Source organism: Bilophila sp. T19-St14 (assembly GCF_059728385.1).
Map to the genome: position 1 here is coordinate 1,067,444 of NZ_BAAGFT010000001.1, position 17,300 is coordinate 1,084,743.

Annotated in this window: 19 protein-coding genes and 2 tRNA genes; 2 read left to right on the forward strand and 19 right to left on the reverse strand. The window is 59.0% G+C overall.

Annotation, left to right across the window (positions count from 1 at the left end; all coding sequences use genetic code 11):
- Positions 1–12: 12 nt before the first annotated feature.
- The 7 genes from AC6I1V_RS04715 to AC6I1V_RS04745 all read right to left on the reverse strand — a co-directional run bounded on the left by AC6I1V_RS04715 (position 13) and on the right by AC6I1V_RS04745 (position 5,638).
- A complete protein-coding gene (locus AC6I1V_RS04715; RefSeq protein WP_178639886.1) occupies positions 13–1,212 on the reverse strand; it encodes an integrase arm-type DNA-binding domain-containing protein in 1,200 nt (399 codons plus the stop codon).
- Between the two features lie 265 nt (positions 1,213–1,477).
- A tRNA-Leu gene (locus AC6I1V_RS04720) sits at positions 1,478–1,564 on the reverse strand.
- Positions 1,565–1,780: 216 nt separating this feature from the next.
- Positions 1,781–2,452, reverse strand: coding sequence for an iron-sulfur cluster repair di-iron protein (gene ric, locus AC6I1V_RS04725; protein ID WP_486854393.1), 672 nt, complete (start codon positions 2,450–2,452; stop codon positions 1,781–1,783).
- A 271-nt stretch (positions 2,453–2,723) separates the two neighbouring features.
- The gene (locus tag AC6I1V_RS04730) at positions 2,724–3,656 is read right to left on the reverse strand and encodes an SPFH domain-containing protein (RefSeq protein WP_479860054.1); all 933 of its coding nucleotides are present in this window, start codon (positions 3,654–3,656) and stop codon (positions 2,724–2,726) included.
- A gap of 23 nt (positions 3,657–3,679) precedes the next feature.
- Positions 3,680–4,153 (reverse strand): NfeD family protein, encoded by a 474-nt coding sequence (locus AC6I1V_RS04735; protein WP_302551947.1) that lies wholly within the window; start codon positions 4,151–4,153, stop codon positions 3,680–3,682.
- A gap of 62 nt (positions 4,154–4,215) precedes the next feature.
- Positions 4,216–4,704: a PaaI family thioesterase gene (locus AC6I1V_RS04740; protein ID WP_486854392.1), complete on the reverse strand. Its 489-nt coding sequence runs from the start codon at positions 4,702–4,704 to the stop codon at positions 4,216–4,218.
- 484 nt (positions 4,705–5,188) lie between these two features.
- The gene (locus tag AC6I1V_RS04745; RefSeq protein ID WP_486854391.1) at positions 5,189–5,638 is read right to left on the reverse strand and encodes a universal stress protein; all 450 of its coding nucleotides are present in this window, start codon (positions 5,636–5,638) and stop codon (positions 5,189–5,191) included.
- Between the two features lie 222 nt (positions 5,639–5,860).
- Here AC6I1V_RS04745 and AC6I1V_RS04750 point away from each other — a divergent pair, with 222 nt between their 5' ends.
- Positions 5,861–6,031, forward strand: coding sequence for a hypothetical protein (locus AC6I1V_RS04750; RefSeq protein ID WP_308771431.1), 171 nt, complete (start codon positions 5,861–5,863; stop codon positions 6,029–6,031).
- Between the two features lie 880 nt (positions 6,032–6,911).
- Here AC6I1V_RS04750 and AC6I1V_RS04755 read toward each other — a convergent pair.
- Complete coding sequence (locus AC6I1V_RS04755) at positions 6,912–7,376, reverse strand: MarR family winged helix-turn-helix transcriptional regulator (RefSeq protein WP_308771509.1); 465 nt, start codon at positions 7,374–7,376, stop codon at positions 6,912–6,914.
- 163 nt (positions 7,377–7,539) lie between these two features.
- Between AC6I1V_RS04755 and AC6I1V_RS04760 the strand changes: the two genes are divergently transcribed.
- Positions 7,540–8,766, forward strand: coding sequence for an MFS transporter (locus AC6I1V_RS04760; RefSeq protein WP_486854390.1), 1,227 nt, complete (start codon positions 7,540–7,542; stop codon positions 8,764–8,766).
- Between the two features lie 313 nt (positions 8,767–9,079).
- Here AC6I1V_RS04760 and AC6I1V_RS04765 read toward each other — a convergent pair.
- The 11 genes from AC6I1V_RS04765 to AC6I1V_RS04815 form a co-directional block, all read right to left on the reverse strand.
- Positions 9,080–9,155 (reverse strand) — tRNA-Ala (locus AC6I1V_RS04765).
- A gap of 123 nt (positions 9,156–9,278) precedes the next feature.
- Complete coding sequence (locus AC6I1V_RS04770; protein ID WP_486854389.1) at positions 9,279–9,467, reverse strand: hypothetical protein; 189 nt, start codon at positions 9,465–9,467, stop codon at positions 9,279–9,281.
- A gap of 75 nt (positions 9,468–9,542) precedes the next feature.
- Positions 9,543–10,004 carry an SsrA-binding protein SmpB gene (gene smpB / locus AC6I1V_RS04775; RefSeq protein WP_486854388.1) on the reverse strand — a complete coding sequence of 154 codons (462 nt, stop codon included), beginning with the start codon at positions 10,002–10,004 and terminating at the stop codon, positions 9,543–9,545.
- Between the two features lie 3 nt (positions 10,005–10,007).
- Entirely contained in the window at positions 10,008–10,841 is an 834-nt protein-coding gene (gene rsmI, locus AC6I1V_RS04780) for a 16S rRNA (cytidine(1402)-2'-O)-methyltransferase (RefSeq protein WP_486854387.1), read from the reverse strand.
- A complete protein-coding gene (locus AC6I1V_RS04785) occupies positions 10,783–11,184 on the reverse strand; it encodes a YraN family protein (protein ID WP_302551938.1) in 402 nt (133 codons plus the stop codon). Before AC6I1V_RS04785 ends, rsmI begins: the two co-directional genes overlap by 59 nt.
- On the reverse strand, positions 11,181–11,894 hold the full coding sequence (gene rnhB, locus AC6I1V_RS04790; RefSeq protein ID WP_302551937.1) for a ribonuclease HII: 714 nt from the start codon (positions 11,892–11,894) through the stop codon (positions 11,181–11,183). Before rnhB ends, AC6I1V_RS04785 begins: the two co-directional genes overlap by 4 nt.
- Before the next feature lie 133 nt (positions 11,895–12,027).
- The gene (rplS, locus tag AC6I1V_RS04795; protein ID WP_005029482.1) at positions 12,028–12,375 is read right to left on the reverse strand and encodes a 50S ribosomal protein L19; all 348 of its coding nucleotides are present in this window, start codon (positions 12,373–12,375) and stop codon (positions 12,028–12,030) included.
- 176 nt (positions 12,376–12,551) lie between these two features.
- Positions 12,552–13,853 carry a tRNA (guanosine(37)-N1)-methyltransferase TrmD gene (trmD, locus tag AC6I1V_RS04800; RefSeq protein ID WP_486854386.1) on the reverse strand — a complete coding sequence of 434 codons (1,302 nt, stop codon included), beginning with the start codon at positions 13,851–13,853 and terminating at the stop codon, positions 12,552–12,554.
- Positions 13,854–14,183: 330 nt separating this feature from the next.
- Complete coding sequence (gene tkt / locus AC6I1V_RS04805) at positions 14,184–16,178, reverse strand: transketolase (protein ID WP_486854222.1); 1,995 nt, start codon at positions 16,176–16,178, stop codon at positions 14,184–14,186.
- Positions 16,179–16,195: 17 nt separating this feature from the next.
- On the reverse strand, positions 16,196–16,867 hold the full coding sequence (gene rpe / locus AC6I1V_RS04810; protein WP_302551934.1) for a ribulose-phosphate 3-epimerase: 672 nt from the start codon (positions 16,865–16,867) through the stop codon (positions 16,196–16,198).
- Positions 16,868–16,873: 6 nt separating this feature from the next.
- A complete protein-coding gene (locus AC6I1V_RS04815) occupies positions 16,874–17,224 on the reverse strand; it encodes a MerR family transcriptional regulator (protein ID WP_486854221.1) in 351 nt (116 codons plus the stop codon).
- Positions 17,225–17,300: the final 76 nt, after the last annotated feature.

Sequence of the window (17,300 nt, forward strand, 5' to 3'; positions counted from 1 at the left end):
TTGCCTCCATGCTTATCGTTTAGTGGCGCGTAATTCGTCCAGATAATTGGCCCATTTCTGCATAAGCTGCCGACGTTCTTCCATGTATTCCGCGCGGTTGTAGGCAAGGCGCACGGTATCCGGCTCCTTGTGGGCAAGCTGTGCTTCAATGACATCCGCCCGGAAGCCAAGCTCGTTGAGGCGGGTGCTGGCCATTGCCCGGAAGCCGTGCAGGGTCATGGTTTCCTTGCCGTAGCCCATGCGCCGCAACGCGGCCAGGGGAGCGGCATCGCTGATGGGAGTGGTAAGCGCGCGGGCGCTGGGGAACAGCAGTTCACCGTTGCCGGTATAGGTGTGAAGCTCTTTCAGCAAGGCCAGAACCTGTTTTGACAGCGGCACCACATGCTCGCGCCGCATCTTCATGCGCGAAGCCGGGATGAGCCAGATGGCGTTTTTGCAGTCAAACTCGCTCCAGTGCGCCAGTCGCAATTCCGAGGGGCGAGTGAAAACGTAGGGCAGGATTTTCAGGCAATAGACCACAGAGGTATAGCCGACATAGGCATCAATATCCCGCAAGAGCTGGCCGATGTCGTCCGGCAGGGTGACGGCGGCAAAATGCGTTGTCTGCACCGGCGTCAACGCTTCGGTCAATCCCGCAGCCACATCGTATTTCACGCGGCCGGTGATGCGGGCATAGCGCGTCACCTGTCCGCACAGGCGCATGAGCTTGTGGGCTGTTTCGTGATGGCCGAGACGCTCCGATGGCTGAACGAGCTGCAAAAAGTCGGCAGGCTCAAGCTGGGTGACAGGCTTTCCGCCAATGACCGGGAAAATCGTGTTTTCCAGATAGCGGCGCAATTTCTTGGCGTGCTTTTCGGAGAGCGTCGGCTCGTACTTGGCGAACCACTCCCGCGCCACAAATTCAAAGGTGTCCCGTTCTTCCCGCTCTTTGGCGAGTTTTTCTTCTCTGGCCTGCTTTTTTTCCTCACCGGGATCAATCCCTTTGGCAAGCGACTCTCTGGCGTCATCACGCCGATGGCGGGCATCTTTCAGGGAAACCGCCGGATACGCGCCAAAACTCAACAGTTTCTGCTTGCCCTCAAATCTGTAGGCAAGCCGCCACAATTTGCTGCCTGTCGCCGTCACATGAAGGTACAGGCCGCCGCCGTCAGAAAGTTTTTGCACCTTGCCGTTGGCCCTGGCGTTCCGCACAGCGGCATCGGAAAGTTTCATGTTGGTATCCTCCAAAACAGTCCGGAAGTGTGCGGCGAAAACCAGAAAAATCCACCTCCATCCATTTGAATTCAAAGAAGATTTGTAGCTTGCTGGTATTTCGCCGTGCCGAAATGGCGTCGTGGTATTGGTACCTGCGAATCTACCAACGATTTTTGTGGGTGTCCACGTGGGTACTTGGTTTTTACTGGACAAAAAGAGAAGGCCGAAACCACGTTTTTTCTTAGTGATTTCGGCCTTCTATGGACCATTTTGGACTTTTTGATGGTGCCGAAGGGGAGATTTGAACTCCCACGGGGGAACCCCCACTAGACCCTGAACCTAGCGTGTCTACCAATTCCACCACTTCGGCATGGAAGGGAGATATACCCAAAACATTCAGAGCTGGCAAGCGAAAAAACGCCCTTTCGGAAGAAATTTCAGCAAAGGGCATCCTCCCCTCAGTTCCCCTGCCTGATTTTCGCTCGGCTCCATCCCGCAACTGGGGATATTCCCCTCTGAATCATGGCAAAGTACGGGATGGGAGGGCTGCCCGCCGTAGGAATACAATTCCCACGATTACAGCGGGCTACGCAAGGATCTTCTTGAAAAGGATATTGTTTTCAAGATGGTAGTGCTGCAAGGTATCTTCCTCGATTTCAGCAAGTTTCTTGTACAGCTCACGGAAGGTGCCGCACCCGTCGCAGGGGACGCTGTAGTCGTTTGTGGCATGGCGGAGCTTTTTGAGCAGAGTCCCCGCGGCTTCGTGCTCCTCTTCCAGAATATGCACCAGCGCTTGGCAATGTTCCTTCGCCTCACTGTTGGCGATGGCCGGGAAAAGTTCCGTCTCTTCGCGGATCAGGTGCGGTTCCATCTCATGCGACAACTGACCAAACAGCTTGTACACGTCGTACAGCTCGGGATGGCGCTTTCCGTGGGCCTTGAGCACTTTCACAATCAGTTCATGCGCTTCTGGAAGCGCTCCCCACAGATAGCTGTGGTGCTTCGTCAGGATAAACTCCACGAGCCGTTCTGCGCTCATTTCAGAAAAAGGCTCAGCAGGCTTTTCCGTACGGGCGGCAAGTTCATCCAGCGCCTTATAAATGTTGCTGTCGACAAGACGCTGTTCCTTGATGACTTCGCCGAGCAGACGCCCGCCGCCGCAACAGTAGTCGATGCCAGCAGCACGGAATATGGCGGAAGATAGAGGGAAATTCACCACGATGTTGCCGACGGAGTGTTCGTGCCATTTATTCTGCATAATAAGCCTCCAATGCTTTGGTATGGGAGAACCGTAGCATGAGGCGCGGGAAAAACCTTTGAGTATAACTGGCTATAATCCAAACAATACTGCCGATCCGGGCCCGCGGCTCCATCTTGTAAGCCCCTTGAGGCCTGCGCAGCCCGCCCACAGGAGGAGCCGCCGCCTCGTCACGGATGCCCGGATGCACCGTTTCGGCGGAGCCTGCCCGCAGGGTAGCCCCGGAAACAACACAAAAAGGGGCGGCCGAAGCCGCCCTTTTCGTGAATTCTTACGCCTTGGCTTGCTTGATTACCGATGTGAGGCTGCTGACGAGGCCGGAAATGTTCGCCAGATCCGCGGGCAGGATCATGGTGTTGCCCTCCTTGGCGAGCTTGCCGAACTGTTCCAGATAGTTTTCCGCAACGCGCAGGTTCGCCGCCTGCGTGCCGCCCGGCCTTTCCATCTGCTCGGCAACGGTGGCAAGGCCGTCGGCGGTGGCCTGCGCAACCGCCCGGATCAGCACCGCGTCGCCCTCGGCCTGATTCTTCATCGCCTGCAGCTTGCCCTCGGATTCGGCGATGGCGGCGGCCTTCGCGCCTTCCGCCATATTGATCCGCGCCTGCATCTCGCCCTCGGACTGCGCGATAAGCGCGCGCTTTTCACGTTCGGCGCGCATCTGCTTTTCCATCGCCTCCATAACCCCGGAAGGCGGCGTGATGTCGCGGATCTCATACCGCAACACCTTGATGCCCCACGGCGCGGTGGCGGCGTCCAGCGCGGAGATGACCTCCTGATTGATGGTGCTGCGCTCCTCAAAAGTCCTGTCCAGTTCCAGCTTGCCGATGGCGCAACGCAAGGCCGTCTGGGCAAGCTGCACGGAACCGAACATATAATCGCTGATGCCGTAGGCGGACTTTTCAGGGTTCACGACTTGGAGGTAAAGCACGCCGTCGATTTCTACGCTCACGTTGTCTCTCGTGATGCAGGTCTGCTTGGGCACGTCCAAAACGTCTTCTTTCAGGGAGCGGCGGTAGGCCACGGCGTCAATGAAGGGGATAAGGATATGGAAACCCGCAAACAGGACGGCATGAAACTTGCCGAGCCGCTCGATCACCACCGCCTGCTGGTTCGGCACGATAAGCACCGTCTTAAACAGGACGAAGACAACCAGCAAAGCCAAAAAAACGAAAACCGCCAACGAGGGATCGATGAAATCAAGCATGCCATACTCTCCATGTTTGAAGGCTACACAGGCTTCCGGGAGTTTTCCCCTCCGGAAACCACTTCAAGCGTCAACTCGTCATCAGGGATATGCCCCAAGATACGCACCTGCGCCCCCTCCGGCTGCGCTTCCGGGGACACCGCGCGCCAAAAACTGCCGCCCACCGAAATCTCCCCTACCCCATTTACCGGGATAGGCCGGGTTACCGTACCCATTTTCCCGACGTGCAGATTCGGCAGCCCCGCGGATGCGGCGTCCGATGAAACCTGCGTCTTCCCGCGGAAGCTGCGGACAAACAGCCGCCGCAGCGAAAGGAGGAATACAATGGACGAGGCCCCGAAGACGATCACTTCAATGGTCAGATCATCCACGAACAATGCCGTCACCCCCGCCGCCCATGCGCCAAAGCCGAAAAAGAACAGTACGAATGCGGGAGACACCAGCTCCACGGCCAGCAAAACGATCCCCAGAATAAACCACATGGTGGCGACAGACACGACGGCCTCCTCCTTCTTTGAGTACTTTCCGCAACAAAACGCCCGATGCGGCCCCGCAAACGCTACGCATCCCCCAGCGGCAGCCGCGTGCCGACGCCATAGCCCGTTATGGTCGCCACGGCTACAAGATCCCCTTCGGCATCGGTTACCCGAATCTCATATGTGGAAAGCGGCTTTCCTGAACGGAGCGCACGCGCTTCCCCCCGTAAAGGCCCCTCGCGTCTTGAGCGCATAAACGAAATGGAGGTCTGGGCATTCGTGCAGTACAGGCCGTCCGCATTGGAAAGCGCCGCAAACGCCACGTCCGCCAGAACAAAAATGGCCCCGTCATGCACCGTTCCCATGCCGTTGAGCTGGCATCCGTGCGTCGGCATCCCGACGAGGCTGTATCCCCTTCCCACTTCCAGCACCTCAATGCCCAGCGAAGATGAAACGGGATCATGCCGTCGAAAGTGCGCGCGAATCTCTTCCAGCGTCAACATCCTGCCTCCCGGCAACAACTTATCAGCCAGCCCCGGACGGCTGGCCCCAGCAATAGGCCAATTTTCCATACTCGCACCAACCCTGTCAACAGCCCGCCCGTTTTCCTTCCGATATCGGAACGTTACCGATAAGACGAAACGATCCCGTCCGCCCGGCCTCGCGCAGGGCAAGGCGACATCGGCCTTGGCGAACGCTTCACTCCCCGCCCACCGTCCCATGCTCGCCAACCAGTCCGCTGAAAACCACAACGTGAAGCGGAAGGGGCCCGCCCTTCCTGAAACACACCTCAATGCAGCGCGAGGCATCACTTCCCGGCATTTTGACCGTGGACGGATGAGCCTATAAAAAGGCTCTGTTAGAGCATGTGGTTGTTTCATCTCCACAGTGAGGTGAAAAACACGGCCTTTTTTCCGGTTTTCCCCTTGGCGGGATCCACGGCCAAGGTATTTTCCGGTTATCCCTTTGGAGCTTCAAGAAAAAAAGCATCAACCATTTTCCATAACAGAGCCTATAAAAAAGGCGCCCTCCCAATCAGAAGGGCGCCCTTATCGCTTACTTCTTCGGCATAGGGGGCCGGATGGTCATCACAGGGCATGGCGCGGCCCGAACCACTTCATGCGCAACGGATCCGAACAGCAGGCGATCAAACCCCGCCCGTCCGTGCGTGCCCATAATAATGAGGTCGATCCCCTTTTCTTCAGCCAGCTTGACCAGCTCTTCGGAAGGCCGGCCCACGAGAATGACGCCCGTGGCGCCCATCCCGGCGAACTGTCCCGTCAAGAGAGCGTTCATGGACTTCTGGATGGTTTCATTGGGATTATTCACTTCATTCGGATGGTTGTTGGCGGAAAGATACACATCCTCATACGGCGTGTGGGACGGGATGACATAAGCGACCAAAATGGAGGCCCCGGCCATGGACGCCATCATCTTTGCGTATTCGACGGAAGGGGTGATTGTATCTTCCAAGTCCACCGCGCAGAGAATCTTCTTCATTTCCATAGATGATGCCTCCGTAATGAAGTGATAGGAAACGCCTTTCCTCTGTCTTCACAATAGCCCGGAACTCGCTAAAGTCAAGGATGCGAGCCCCCGGCGGGGCGCCTTCCCACATTCCGGCGGCCTATCCGAAACCTCCCTTCCCCACACCTCCCCAGCCCGCCCCTCCGTACCCTCTTTGACGCGGAGCCGTTCTCTGTTAAGCTTGGACACGGAGGCAGCACTATGGAAACGCTTTTTGCCATTCTGACGGTCATCGTATATATCCTGTTCGCTCTTGTGGGCTTTGTGGCCCTCACAATTTGCGTCTTTCTCTGGATGGTGTCCACACGGACAAGACAAGATTCAAAAATATTTCAGGAACGCTTTGACGGCTGGCGCAAGGCTCACAGATAGATCCGCCCCTAAAGCCGGGGTTCCGGGGCTTTCGCTTTATCCGCCCCCTGCGGAGCGCTCTCGGTGCCCGGACGCCCTCTTTCTGCCCCCTCCCCCGCCTCCCCTCCGGCGGCCATTCCTTTGCCCGCGCAGTGTTTCCCCTTTAGGTTAAACCCTAACAAACCGTATAGGGCCCTCCCTGCCCGTGCCTTCCCCCACATGCCTAGGCCGTGTCGCCAATTAAATATAATATATTGAAATTATTAGATTATTTTTCAAGTTACAAAATATTATTCTTAATAATTTCAAATAATTATATAAAACAACGACACAACCTAGGGAAGGCCATCATGACCAGCGTGGGGCTGGACTGAAGGGGCTGCCTCCATGTGTGTGGGGAAAAGGCACTACTCACCACGGCACGGGCGGCGGGGCGCTCGGCGGCCCCATGTGCGTGGGGAAGGCACGGCATGTCGAACCCGCCGAAAGACAGCGACAGGGGGTTCTCCATGTATATGGGGAAGGCACCAATTCCCAGATGCTGACGACGCTGGCCCGTGAGGTTTCTTCATCTATATGGGGAAGGCACCCGTGGACGGCGGCGGAACGGTTTCCTTGGATCGTTTTCCCCATTTATATAGGAAGGCACCGGATTGCCGGAGGCTGCGGCCTTCATTCGGCGGTTTCCCCATGTGTATGGGGAAGACTCTTTTTTACAAGGCGCTGCCATAGTATGTGGTTGCTTCATCTTCACAGCGCGATGAAAATGCAGCCTTTTTTCCAGTTTTCCCCTTGGCGGGATCCACGGCTAACGCATTTTGCCGGTTAATCCTCTGGAACTTCAAAGAAAAAAACATCAGCCATTTTCTATGGCACAGCCAGAGGAAAAACAGCGTTCCTTTCAGGCCTGCTCCTCCCCGTCAGAGGGCGATGCCCCGGCCTCCTTGCCGAAAGCTTTGGCGGAATCCGTCAGGCGTTGCAGCAAGACCTGAAGAGTCCGCTTCTCTTCATCGGAAAACAAACTGGTGACGGCGGAATCCCACTCCGAAATCAGCCGCATGAGCTGCGGATAAATATCAAGGGCCCGCTGCGTCGGATACACCGTAGTCGTACGTTTATCCTGCGGGTTGGTTTCCCGCCGGATAAAGCCCGCCTGTTCCAATTGCGCCAGCCCTCGCGTCACGTTGCTCTTGTTGATGCCGATCCGCTCCGGCAGCTTGTCCTGCGTAATGCCCGGCTCCTTGCACAGCACGGCAATAAAAAGATACTGGCTCGTGTTGATGCCATACGGGGCAAGCGCTTTGCTGAGGTACATATAATAGTAGCGATTGGCCAAGGTGATCCACTTGCAAGTCAGTTCCAACATTCCCTCCCTGTTGATTCCCTATGCCTCCGGAAGCACGGGCTGTAAAAGGGCCTCCAACGCCTTGAGCGGGAAGCGGAAAAAAATTCGCCCCCCGCTTGACAGCATGAAAGAAAACACATAGTCGTTGCGGACGCAACGATTTTTTATAGAGGAGAAACCTGCGATGCCGAATCGCCGCATCCGACGCAACAGGACGGAAAACGCACCCAAACGGGGAACGAGGGAAACGCTGAGGGAGATATGCAACCGTAACTTCAATGTGGTAACCCTCATCAATCTGCTGGTCATGACGGCCTATTACCTGATATTCGTCACCAGCACCACGTATGCACGGCAAGCCTATGCCGTGAGCCTCAGCACAGCGGGCTTCACCGCGGGCATCATGGTCATAGGTTGCCTAGTCGGTCGTTTCGTCACCGGAAACCTTCTGTCGTTTTTCGGCTGCCGGAGCATCCTGTGCGCCGGGCTGCTGCTGTACACGGCCAGCATAGCAAGCTTCTTTCTGGCGGATTCCCTGCCGCTGCTGTTCGTCCAGAGGCTTCTGGCCGGCATCGGCGTCGGGGTTATCGGCACGGCTACCGGAACCATCGTGGCCTATGTGGTCCCACAGCAGCATCATGGTTTCGGCATCAGCTTGTTCAGCATGAGCACGGCGTTGGCTCTGGCTTTGGGGCCGTTCCTCGGCATTACCCTGAGCGGCCATATGGAGTATGCGACCTTGATGCAAATCAACGTCGGCATCGCGCTGGGCTGTCTCGCCATCTTTTTCGGACTGGGAACCCTCCCGGCGATGCAGCGCCGCCATCGCCCGCTCTTGAGCCTCAACAGCTATATCGATCCTCGTGTGGTGCGTTTTTCCCTTGTAGCACTGATAACGTGCCTGGGTTACGGATGCGTGCAGGCCTTCATGACTTCGTTCGCTGCCGAAAGGGGCCTTTCCGGCCCCGCAAGCCTGTTCTTCCTGCTGTACGCCTTGGCAGCGCTGGCCACCCGCCCCATAACCGGACGGCTGTACGACACCCACGGCGAAAACGTCATCTTCTTCCCTATCTTTCTCTTGACGGCCCTGTCCCTCGTTCTGCTGGCCCATGCGGAATACGGCTGGATGCTGCTCCTTTCCGGCTTCACCCTCGGCGTGGGTTTCGGCAACTTCCAGTCTGTGGGGCAAGCCGTATCGCTCTCCCTGGTTTCCCGCTCGCGCTTCGCTCAGGCCACCACAACATTCTTCATCTTCTTTGACTTCGGCATAGGGCTCGGCCCCTATCTCTTTGGTTTCCTTGTGCCGATCATCGGCTACAGCGGCATGTACCTCACCCTTTCCGGCACAGTGATCTGTGCGCTGGCCATCTACTACATCCTGCACGGGAAACATGCGGCCGGGATAAAGTAGAAGGCCGTTTTATAGAAAATGGTTGATGCTTTTTTCCTTGAAGCTCCAAAGGGATAACCGGAAAAATACCTTGGCCGTGGATCCCGACAAGGGGAAAACTGGAAAAAAGGCCGTATTTTTCACCGCACTGTGGAGATGAAACAACCACATACTATAGAAAAGATCCCTACAAAAACACAGCACAAATAACAACCACCCGCACAGCGGGTGGTTTAGTGTTTCGGCCGCTTCATGCCCACAACAGATGAAAGCCCATAACAAAAAGTCTCAAGCCAACAGGCTTGAGACTTTTGTGTCTGTAAAAGACGAAATCTGGTGGAGATGAGGGGGATTGAACCCCTGGCCTCAGCGATGCGAACGCTGCGCTCTCCCAGCTGAGCTACATCCCCAAAGGTTGCCGCAGCAACGGAATCCTCTATACGGGATCACCTTCACGCTGTCAAGCAAAACGGCCCACACATCCAAACTTTTCCTTTGGCGGAAAACGAACGGGGCATTCCCAAGCGCCGCCTTCACCGTATGCCTTCCATCCGGCGGGCATTTCCAAAGGCTGTGCCATAGAAATGGTTGATGTTTTCTTTCTTGAAACTCCAAGGGGACAGCCCATAACGTGCCGCAATTATGGAACCATCAACTAAAAAACTAGAGAAAAAGCCTGTATTTTCACCATATTGTAAAAAAATAAAACAATCACATTCCATGACAGAGCTTTCCCAAAGGACTCGGCTGGCGGATCGCTCCGAAAGCCCCTTCCCGGCTGCATCCCGATGGCGCCGCTATCCGCGCAATTCGCGCTGCATATCCCGCGTCTCGGCACGGCGCTTCAGTTCCATGCGGTGATCGTGCAGCTTGCGGCCCCGCCCAAGAGCCAGCTCCACCTTGATCTTCCCGTGTTTGAGGTACAGCTTCGCCGGAACGATGGTCAGGCCCTTCTGCTCCACTTTCGCGGCAAACGATGCGATTTCCTGTGTGTGCATCAGCAGCTTGCGGGGCCTGTCCGCGTTTTGCTCCACGTACCCGGCATTCGTATACGGGGCAATGTGCAGGCCGATCAGCCACGCTTCACCGCGCTTAAACTCCACATAGCTGTCCGTGAAATTCACCTGCCCGGCGCGAAGGCTTTTCACCTCAGGCCCGGTCAGGGAAATGCCCGCTTCGATGGTTTCCAGATATTCATAAATATGACGGGCCTTACGGTTGTCCCCAATGAGGGAACCGCCCGATTTCTTGGCGCTCATAGCTTACCTCCTTGCGGACAGCAGCGCGTAAATGCTCTTGACCGTCCATCCGGTCGTCCGGGTCTGCACCCGGCGCGCGACATCCCGTGGCGAACCGCCCAGTTCCCGCTCCTCGGCAATGAGGCTCAACACCTCCTCCCTGTCCGTCACGCCTCCGGCTTCCGCCGGCCCGACCACCACCGTGATCTCGCCAAGCAGCTCAACCCCAGCCGGGACGCCGTCCTCCAGCCGCCCAAGGATATATTCCTCATGCGTTTTGGTCAGTTCGCGGGCAATGCAAAGTTCCCGCGGGCCGAGCACGGCATGGGCCGCAGAAAGGGTTTCGCCCAGTCGATCCTTACGTTCAAAGAAGATAAGCGTCAATGCCAGATTGGCAAAGGGCGCCAGCGTCTTTTCCTGATCCGAGCGGCTGCGGGGGAGGAACCCCAAAAACGCGAACGGCTGCGGCGCAATGCCGCTCCCGGCGAGCGCCGTCACGGGCGCACTCGGCCCCGGAACCACCGATACGGGAATCCCCGCCGCGCGGCAGGCCCGAACCAGCCGATAGCCGGGGTCGGCCACCAGCGGCAGCCCGGCGTCGGAAATGAGCGCAAGCGTCCGGCCTTCGTCCAGCAGGCCCAGCACTTCGTCCAGCTTGCTCTCTTCGTTATGGTCATGAAAGCTCATGAACCGCTTGGCTTTCACCCCGCAGCGCTGGCACAGCAGCCCCGCCCGGCGGGTGTCCTCCGCAAGAACCGTATCCGCGCCTTCCAAGACTTCCCGCGCGCGGGGAGAAAGATCACCAGGGTTGCCAAGCGGCGTCGCCACTACCCATAATTTCGGAGATGTCAAAGACATGGCGGTAATAATCCAGTTCAAAGGTTCCGCCCGCGTCACGGACGCAGACAAGATCGAATCGGCAAGGGACATCCCATTCCCCGCTTGCGGACAAATAGGCTTGGGCGGCTTTGACCACGCTGCGGCATTTGGCGGGCGTCATGCTCGCTTCGGGCGAAACAAGCCCCCCTTTGCCGCGCAGACGGACTTCGACGAAAACCAGCTCGTCCCCGTCGCCGCAGACAATATCCAGTTCATACGAACCGCTGCGCCAATTGCGGGCGAGTATCCGCATCCCGGCCTTTTCCAGCCAATCCGCGGCGGCATCCTCCCCGGCGCGCCCCTTTTCCTGCCGCAAGGTCACAAAAGCGACCCCTGCCGCGCCGTCTGCTGTTCGGGCAAAACGCCCCGGAACGTCTTCCTGTGCATGGGGCACGGCCCAAGCTCACGCAGGGCGGCAAAATGCTCTTTAGAGCCGTAACCCTTGTGCTTGGCGAAACCATAGCCGGGATAGCGGCTGTCGAGCTTGTCCATGAGCATATCCCGGAAGGTCTTGGCGATGATGGACGCCGCCGAAATGACCGGAACCAGCGCATCGCCGTCCACAATGGATTTCTGGCGCGGGGATGACGGCCAGTACGCCGCGCGCTGCCGGAACAGCGGTTCGGGGATCGTCTGGTTGCCGTCGATGAGCAACCCTTTGGGCCGGACTTTCAACACGCTGGCGGCGTGGCACATGGCCTTGAGCGTCGCCTGCAAAATATTGATGCGATCGATTTCGGGAGGCCAGACGACGCCAAGCCCCCAAGCCAGCGCCACGGCCCCGATCTCGGCGGCCAGACCGTCCCGGCGGGTGGGCGACAATACCTTGGAATCCGCAAGGCCGGGAATAACCGCGCCTTCGGGCAAAACCACCGCCGCCGCCACCACGGGCCCGGCAAGGCAGCCCCTCCCGGCCTCGTCGATCCCGGCAACCGCCGAAAGGGGTATGCCGGGGAACCAGTCGCCCGATTTTGCAGAAGGGCACAAAAGCAGCTCTTCCTGCACGGACACGGATTTTTTGCGGCCAGCCATACACTCTCCGTAACAAAAGGCCAAAAAGGGAAAAAGGGATCTTTCCTGTAAAGATCCCTTTTTCCAGAACGCCCGTCGCCGGGCGGGAAACGCCTCACTGTGGGGAAAAACGCCCCTTTTCCCTGATGGGGGACTAGTAGCGCTTCTTGGGCTTGATGCGGGCAGCCTTACCCTTGAGATCGCGGAGGTAGTACAGACGGCTGCGGCGCACGGAGCCTTCGGTCACCAGCTCGATGTGGTCGATGAAGGGGGAGTGCAGGGGGAAGATACGTTCCACGCCCACGCCGTCGGAGACCTTGCGAACGGTCACGGTAGCGCCCACGGTGCCGCGGTGCATACGGATCACGTTGCCCTGGAACACCTGGATACGTTCCTTTTCACCTTCGACGATACGGAAGTGCACTTTCACGGCGTCGCCGGGCTTGAAAGCGGGAATATCAAGGCGCATCTGTTCGCGTTCGATCTTTTCGATAATGGTCATGTCCTTCTCCTCAAAGAAGTCGTTGCCCCGTCTGGCGGGCAACCTGAAGTTATGTCGCTTCGTTTGTCAATGACTCCCGAAACGGGCTGTCGCTTACGCTCTCTCGCCCCGTCGCCGGGGGAGGTATCAACACAGAGCATTGCACCGTACCGCAAAGGCGCGGCCGTGAAGAGGCTCTAGCAACAGTCGCCGAGCACCCGATCAAGGGTAATGGCGACCGCCCCACGCACCGGGAGATGGTTGTACGCATCCATCCACCGCAGCGGCCTCAGTACGCCGTCACAGGCGTCCAGAATCTCCGGGGCCATCCCGTGCCCTGTCCCGAAAAGGAGCAGAACAGGACGATCCGCAAGCAGATCCCGCACAGCCTGAGGCGTCATGACGCCGTTGTCCCGCGCGCTGGTTCCCAGCAGAACCGGGCGCTGTCCCGTGCGTGCTTCCACAAAATCAACGGCTCCCTGCACATCGGAAGCCATACGGACGAGGCTGAACGCTTCGGCGCGATCCGGGTTGGAGGCGCCTCCGGGCCCTTCCGTCCAATGGCGGATCAACGTTTTCAGAATGGCCTGCTGATCCTTCAGGGAAGTCACAACCGTGAAACTCCCCAGCCCATATGTGCGAGAACACCGTGCTATATCGTGAACGTCGAGGTTTGTCAAAGAGGTTGCGCCGGTTTTGCGATCACCAAGGAAAACGGGATAATGCACCAACGCGCAATGGAGGTTCCGGCCAAGGCGGAGCCGTCCGGCGGCCTCCGCCGTTTCCCGCAGGTACGCCATATCATCCGATGTCAGCGGCGCTTCGTCCAGCATATCGGGCCGAACCCGAAGCGTCGTCCGCAGCGACTGCTCGCGCCGCCACTTGGCTATGCGCCCGTGATCCCCCGAACGCAGGACATCCGGCACGGGCACATCCTCAAACACCTCCGGGCGCGTAAAGTGCGGATACTCCAGCAGGCCCGCCGAAAAACTTTCGTCGTCGCCGGATTCCTCTTTCCCCATGAAGCCGGGGATGAGCCGGGTCGCGGCCTCCACCAGCATCATGGCGGCGGCCTCACCGCCGTTGAGCACGGCCTCGCCCACGCTGACCTGTTCGACCGGAAGAATGTCCATAAGCCGGGCGTCGATGCCTTCATACCGGCCGCACACCAGCGTCAGCGTCTCTTCCCGCGCCAGTTCGCGGGCCAGCGACTGCGTGAGCGGCTTACCGGCGGCGGCGAGCATGATGATCCGCCCCGCCCCACCCCGCTCCGCTTCCAGTTCCCGCAAGGTCTTTACCAGCGGTTCCAGCATCATGACCATGCCGGGCCCGCCGCCGTATGGACGGTCGTCCACGATATGGTGGCGGTCTTCCGTCCTGTCGCGGGGGTTCAGGATGTCGAATTCGACAAGCCCCGCCTCGCGCGCCTTGCCGAGCAGGGCCGTATCCAGCGGGGACTCAAACCATTCGGGAAACAGGGTCAGTATGTTGATTTTCATAGTTGTCGTGTGGAGATACAGATTGGGGAAGGGGGGAGAAACCTTTCTGAAGAAAGGTTTCTCCCCCCTTCCCCAAACCCCATCCCCTCTCTTCCCAAGACTTTCGCCCTTATCGAATCCCTGTTCGCAGGTTTCCCTCTTTATCAAAAGAGAAGGGGAACAGATGCCGCTTCAGTTAGGGATGAAAACAGCCACATAAAAAAGATGCTCTCCCGCCGCACAACCTCCCCACAAATCAAAAGTCTTAGGAAGGAGAGGGGCGGGGGTCTGGGGGAGGGGAGAGGAAAGCCCTTCTCCAGAAGGGTTTCCTCTCCCCTCCCCCAGCCGTTCCTACTTCAACAAGCTTTCGGCAACGTCAACGACATGCTCGACGGTGAACCCGAAGTGCTTGAACAGTACATCGCCGGGAGCGGACTCGCCAAAGCCGGACATGCCGACCACAGCGCCGTCGAGCCCCACATACTTCCACCAGCCGTCCACGGAGGCCGCTTCGACCGCCACGCGCGCACGCACGGCGCGGGGCAGCACGTTTTCCTTGTACTCGGCAGGCTGGGCGTCAAAAAGCTCGGCGCAGGGCATGGAAACCACACGCGCCTTGCGGCCTTTCCCGGCCAGCGCTTCGGCGGCGGAAACGGCAAGCTGCACCTCGGAACCCGTGGCGATAAGGATGACATCGGGCGTGCCTTCGCAGTCCTTGAGGATGTACGCGCCGCGCTTCACGGCTTCAAGCTGTTCCGCCGTGCGGGTCTGGGGCGTCAGGCCCTGACGGGTCAGCACCATGCAGGACGGTTCGGCGGACTCAAGGGCCACCTTCCACGCCACGGCGGTTTCCACCGCATCGCAGGGACGCCACACGAACAGATCGGGAATGAGGCGCAGGCTGCTCACATGCTCGATGGGCTGGTGCGTGGGGCCGTCCTCACCGACGCCGATGGAATCATGCGTCAATACCCAGACGAGGCGCTGCTTCATGAGCGCGGACAGGCGGATGGCGTTTCTGGCATAATCCGAGAACACAAGGAACGTGCCGCCGTAGGGGATGAACCCGCCATGCAGCGCAAGGCCGTTCATGACCGTGCCCATAACGAATTCACGCACGCCGTAGGACAGATAGTTGCCGCTCCAGTCGTCGCGGCCGATGCGGGAAGCCTTTTCGTGCCATGTGCCCACGGAACCGGTCAGGTCGGCGGAACCGCCGAACAGTTCCGGCAGATGCGGAGCGATGGCGTTCAGGACGTCGCGGTTGGCGATACGGGTGGCGACCTTCGGCTTGTCCGCGTCAAAACGGGCGATGGCGGCGGAAGAGACGCTTTCCCAGTCGGCGGGCAACGCGCCGCTCATCCGGCGTTCAAATTCGGCGGCAAGATCGGGGTAGGCTTTTGCGTAGGCGGCGAACAGGGCCTTCCACTCGCCTTCAAGCGCCGCACCGCGCTCGCGGGCGTCCCACGCGTCCTTAATGTCCTGCGGCATGACGAAGGGTTCATCCTTCCAGCCGAGCGCGGCACGCACGGCGGCGTTTTCTTCCGCACCCATCGGCGAGCCGTGGCTCGATGCCGTCCCGCCCTTCTTGGGGGAACCGTAGCCGATGGTCGTCTTGCAGCAAATCAGGGTCGGACGCTCGGTTTCCTTGCGGGCGAGAACCAGCGCCGCGTCGAGCATGGCGGCATCGTGGCCGTCCACGCCGGAAATGACGTGCCAGCCGCACGCTTCAAAACGGGCGGGCGTATCGTCGCCGAACCACTGGCGGACGTCGCCGTCGATGGAAATGCCGTTGTCGTCATACATGACGATGAGCTTGCCGAGGCCGAGAGTCCCGGCGAGGGAACAGGCCTCCTGCGACAGCCCTTCCATGAGGCAGCCGTCGCCGAGGAACACGTATGTGTGGTGATCGACAATGGGGAAGCCGTCGCGGTTGAACTCGGCGGCGAGCAGTTTTTCAGCCACAGCCATGCCCACGGCGGTGGCAAAGCCCTGTCCGAGCGGCCCGGTGGTGGTTTCCACGCCGGGGGTCACGCCCTTTTCGGGGTGGCCGGGCGTACGGGAGCCGAGCTGACGGAAATTCTTGATATCGTCCATGCTCAGGTCATAGCCGGTGAGATGCAGCACGCTGTAGAGCAGCATGGAGGCATGGCCGTTTGACAGGACGAACCGGTCACGGTTGGCCCACTGGGGATTGGCGGGGTTATGGCGCAACACGCCGCGCCACAGGGCTTCCGCCATGTCGGCCATGCCCATGGGCGCGCCGGGGTGGCCGGACTTGGCCTTGTCTACGGCGTCCATGGAAAGGATACGAACGGCATCGGCAAGTTCTTTACGGGAACGCATGGTTACTCTCCGTCAGCTTACAAAGTCAGTGAACGGGCTTCCCCCGCCTTGCTCTCAAACGCCAGACGACGGGCCTCATAGGGTGGAACCGAGAAAAACGCCGAACCGGACACCAGCACGTCCGCACCCGCGCGCACGAGATCGGCGGTGTTGTCGGGCGTGACGCCGCCGTCGATCTGGATAAGCGCCTCAAGGCGGCGATCGTCCAGCATCCGGCGAAGGCGGCGGATCTTCTCATAGGTGATCGGCAAAAATTTCTGGCCGCCGAATCCCGGGTTCACGCTCATGAGGAGGATCATATCGGCATCCTCCAGCACGTATTCCAATGCGGACAACGGGGTGGCGGGGTTGAGCGCGACGCCGGCCTTCATGCCCAGACGCCGGATTTCGGCGAGCGTGCGCTGCAGATGCCGGGTGGCCTCGGCGTGCACGACCAGCATGTCGGCACCCGCGGCCTGAAATTCGGAAAGATAGTTTTCGGGCTCCACGATCATCAGATGCACATCAAAAAACAGGCCGCTGCGCTTGCGCAACTGCCTGATGACGTGCTGCCCGAAGGTAATGTTCGGCACAAACCGCCCGTCCATGACATCCCAGTGCACCCACCGGAGACCGGCGGCCTCCAAAGCCGAAAGCTCCGCCGCAAGGTTGCCCACGTCAGCGGAAAGAAGGGAAGGAGAAAGAATCATCGGAGCTTACCTTGTCGGTTTAAGACGCTGCCGTCCCAACAATGCCTGCAGGGCCATCAGTTCGCTTTCCACATGGCGGAGCATGTCTTCCGCGCTTGCCTGGGCCTTTCCGTCCCCGGACTCGGCGCATTCCCGGCTGAGGACGCGCTTGGCCCCTTCGATGGTCATCCCCTGCTCGTGCAGCAAGGTGCGGATGCGCCGGAGCACGACGAGATCCGCATCGGAATACAACCTCTGGCCTTTCGGCGTACGCAAAGGGCGCAGCTGCTCGAATTCCGTTTCCCAGAAACGCAATACGTAGCCTTCCAGCTTCAGCATCCGAGCCGCTTCCCCAATGCGATACGTCCGTCCAGTCATAGAGTTCCCATGCGGAACGCGTCATGCTCCATTGATTACAGACAAAAAGACATGCCTCGCCAGTGATGCGCCCGCG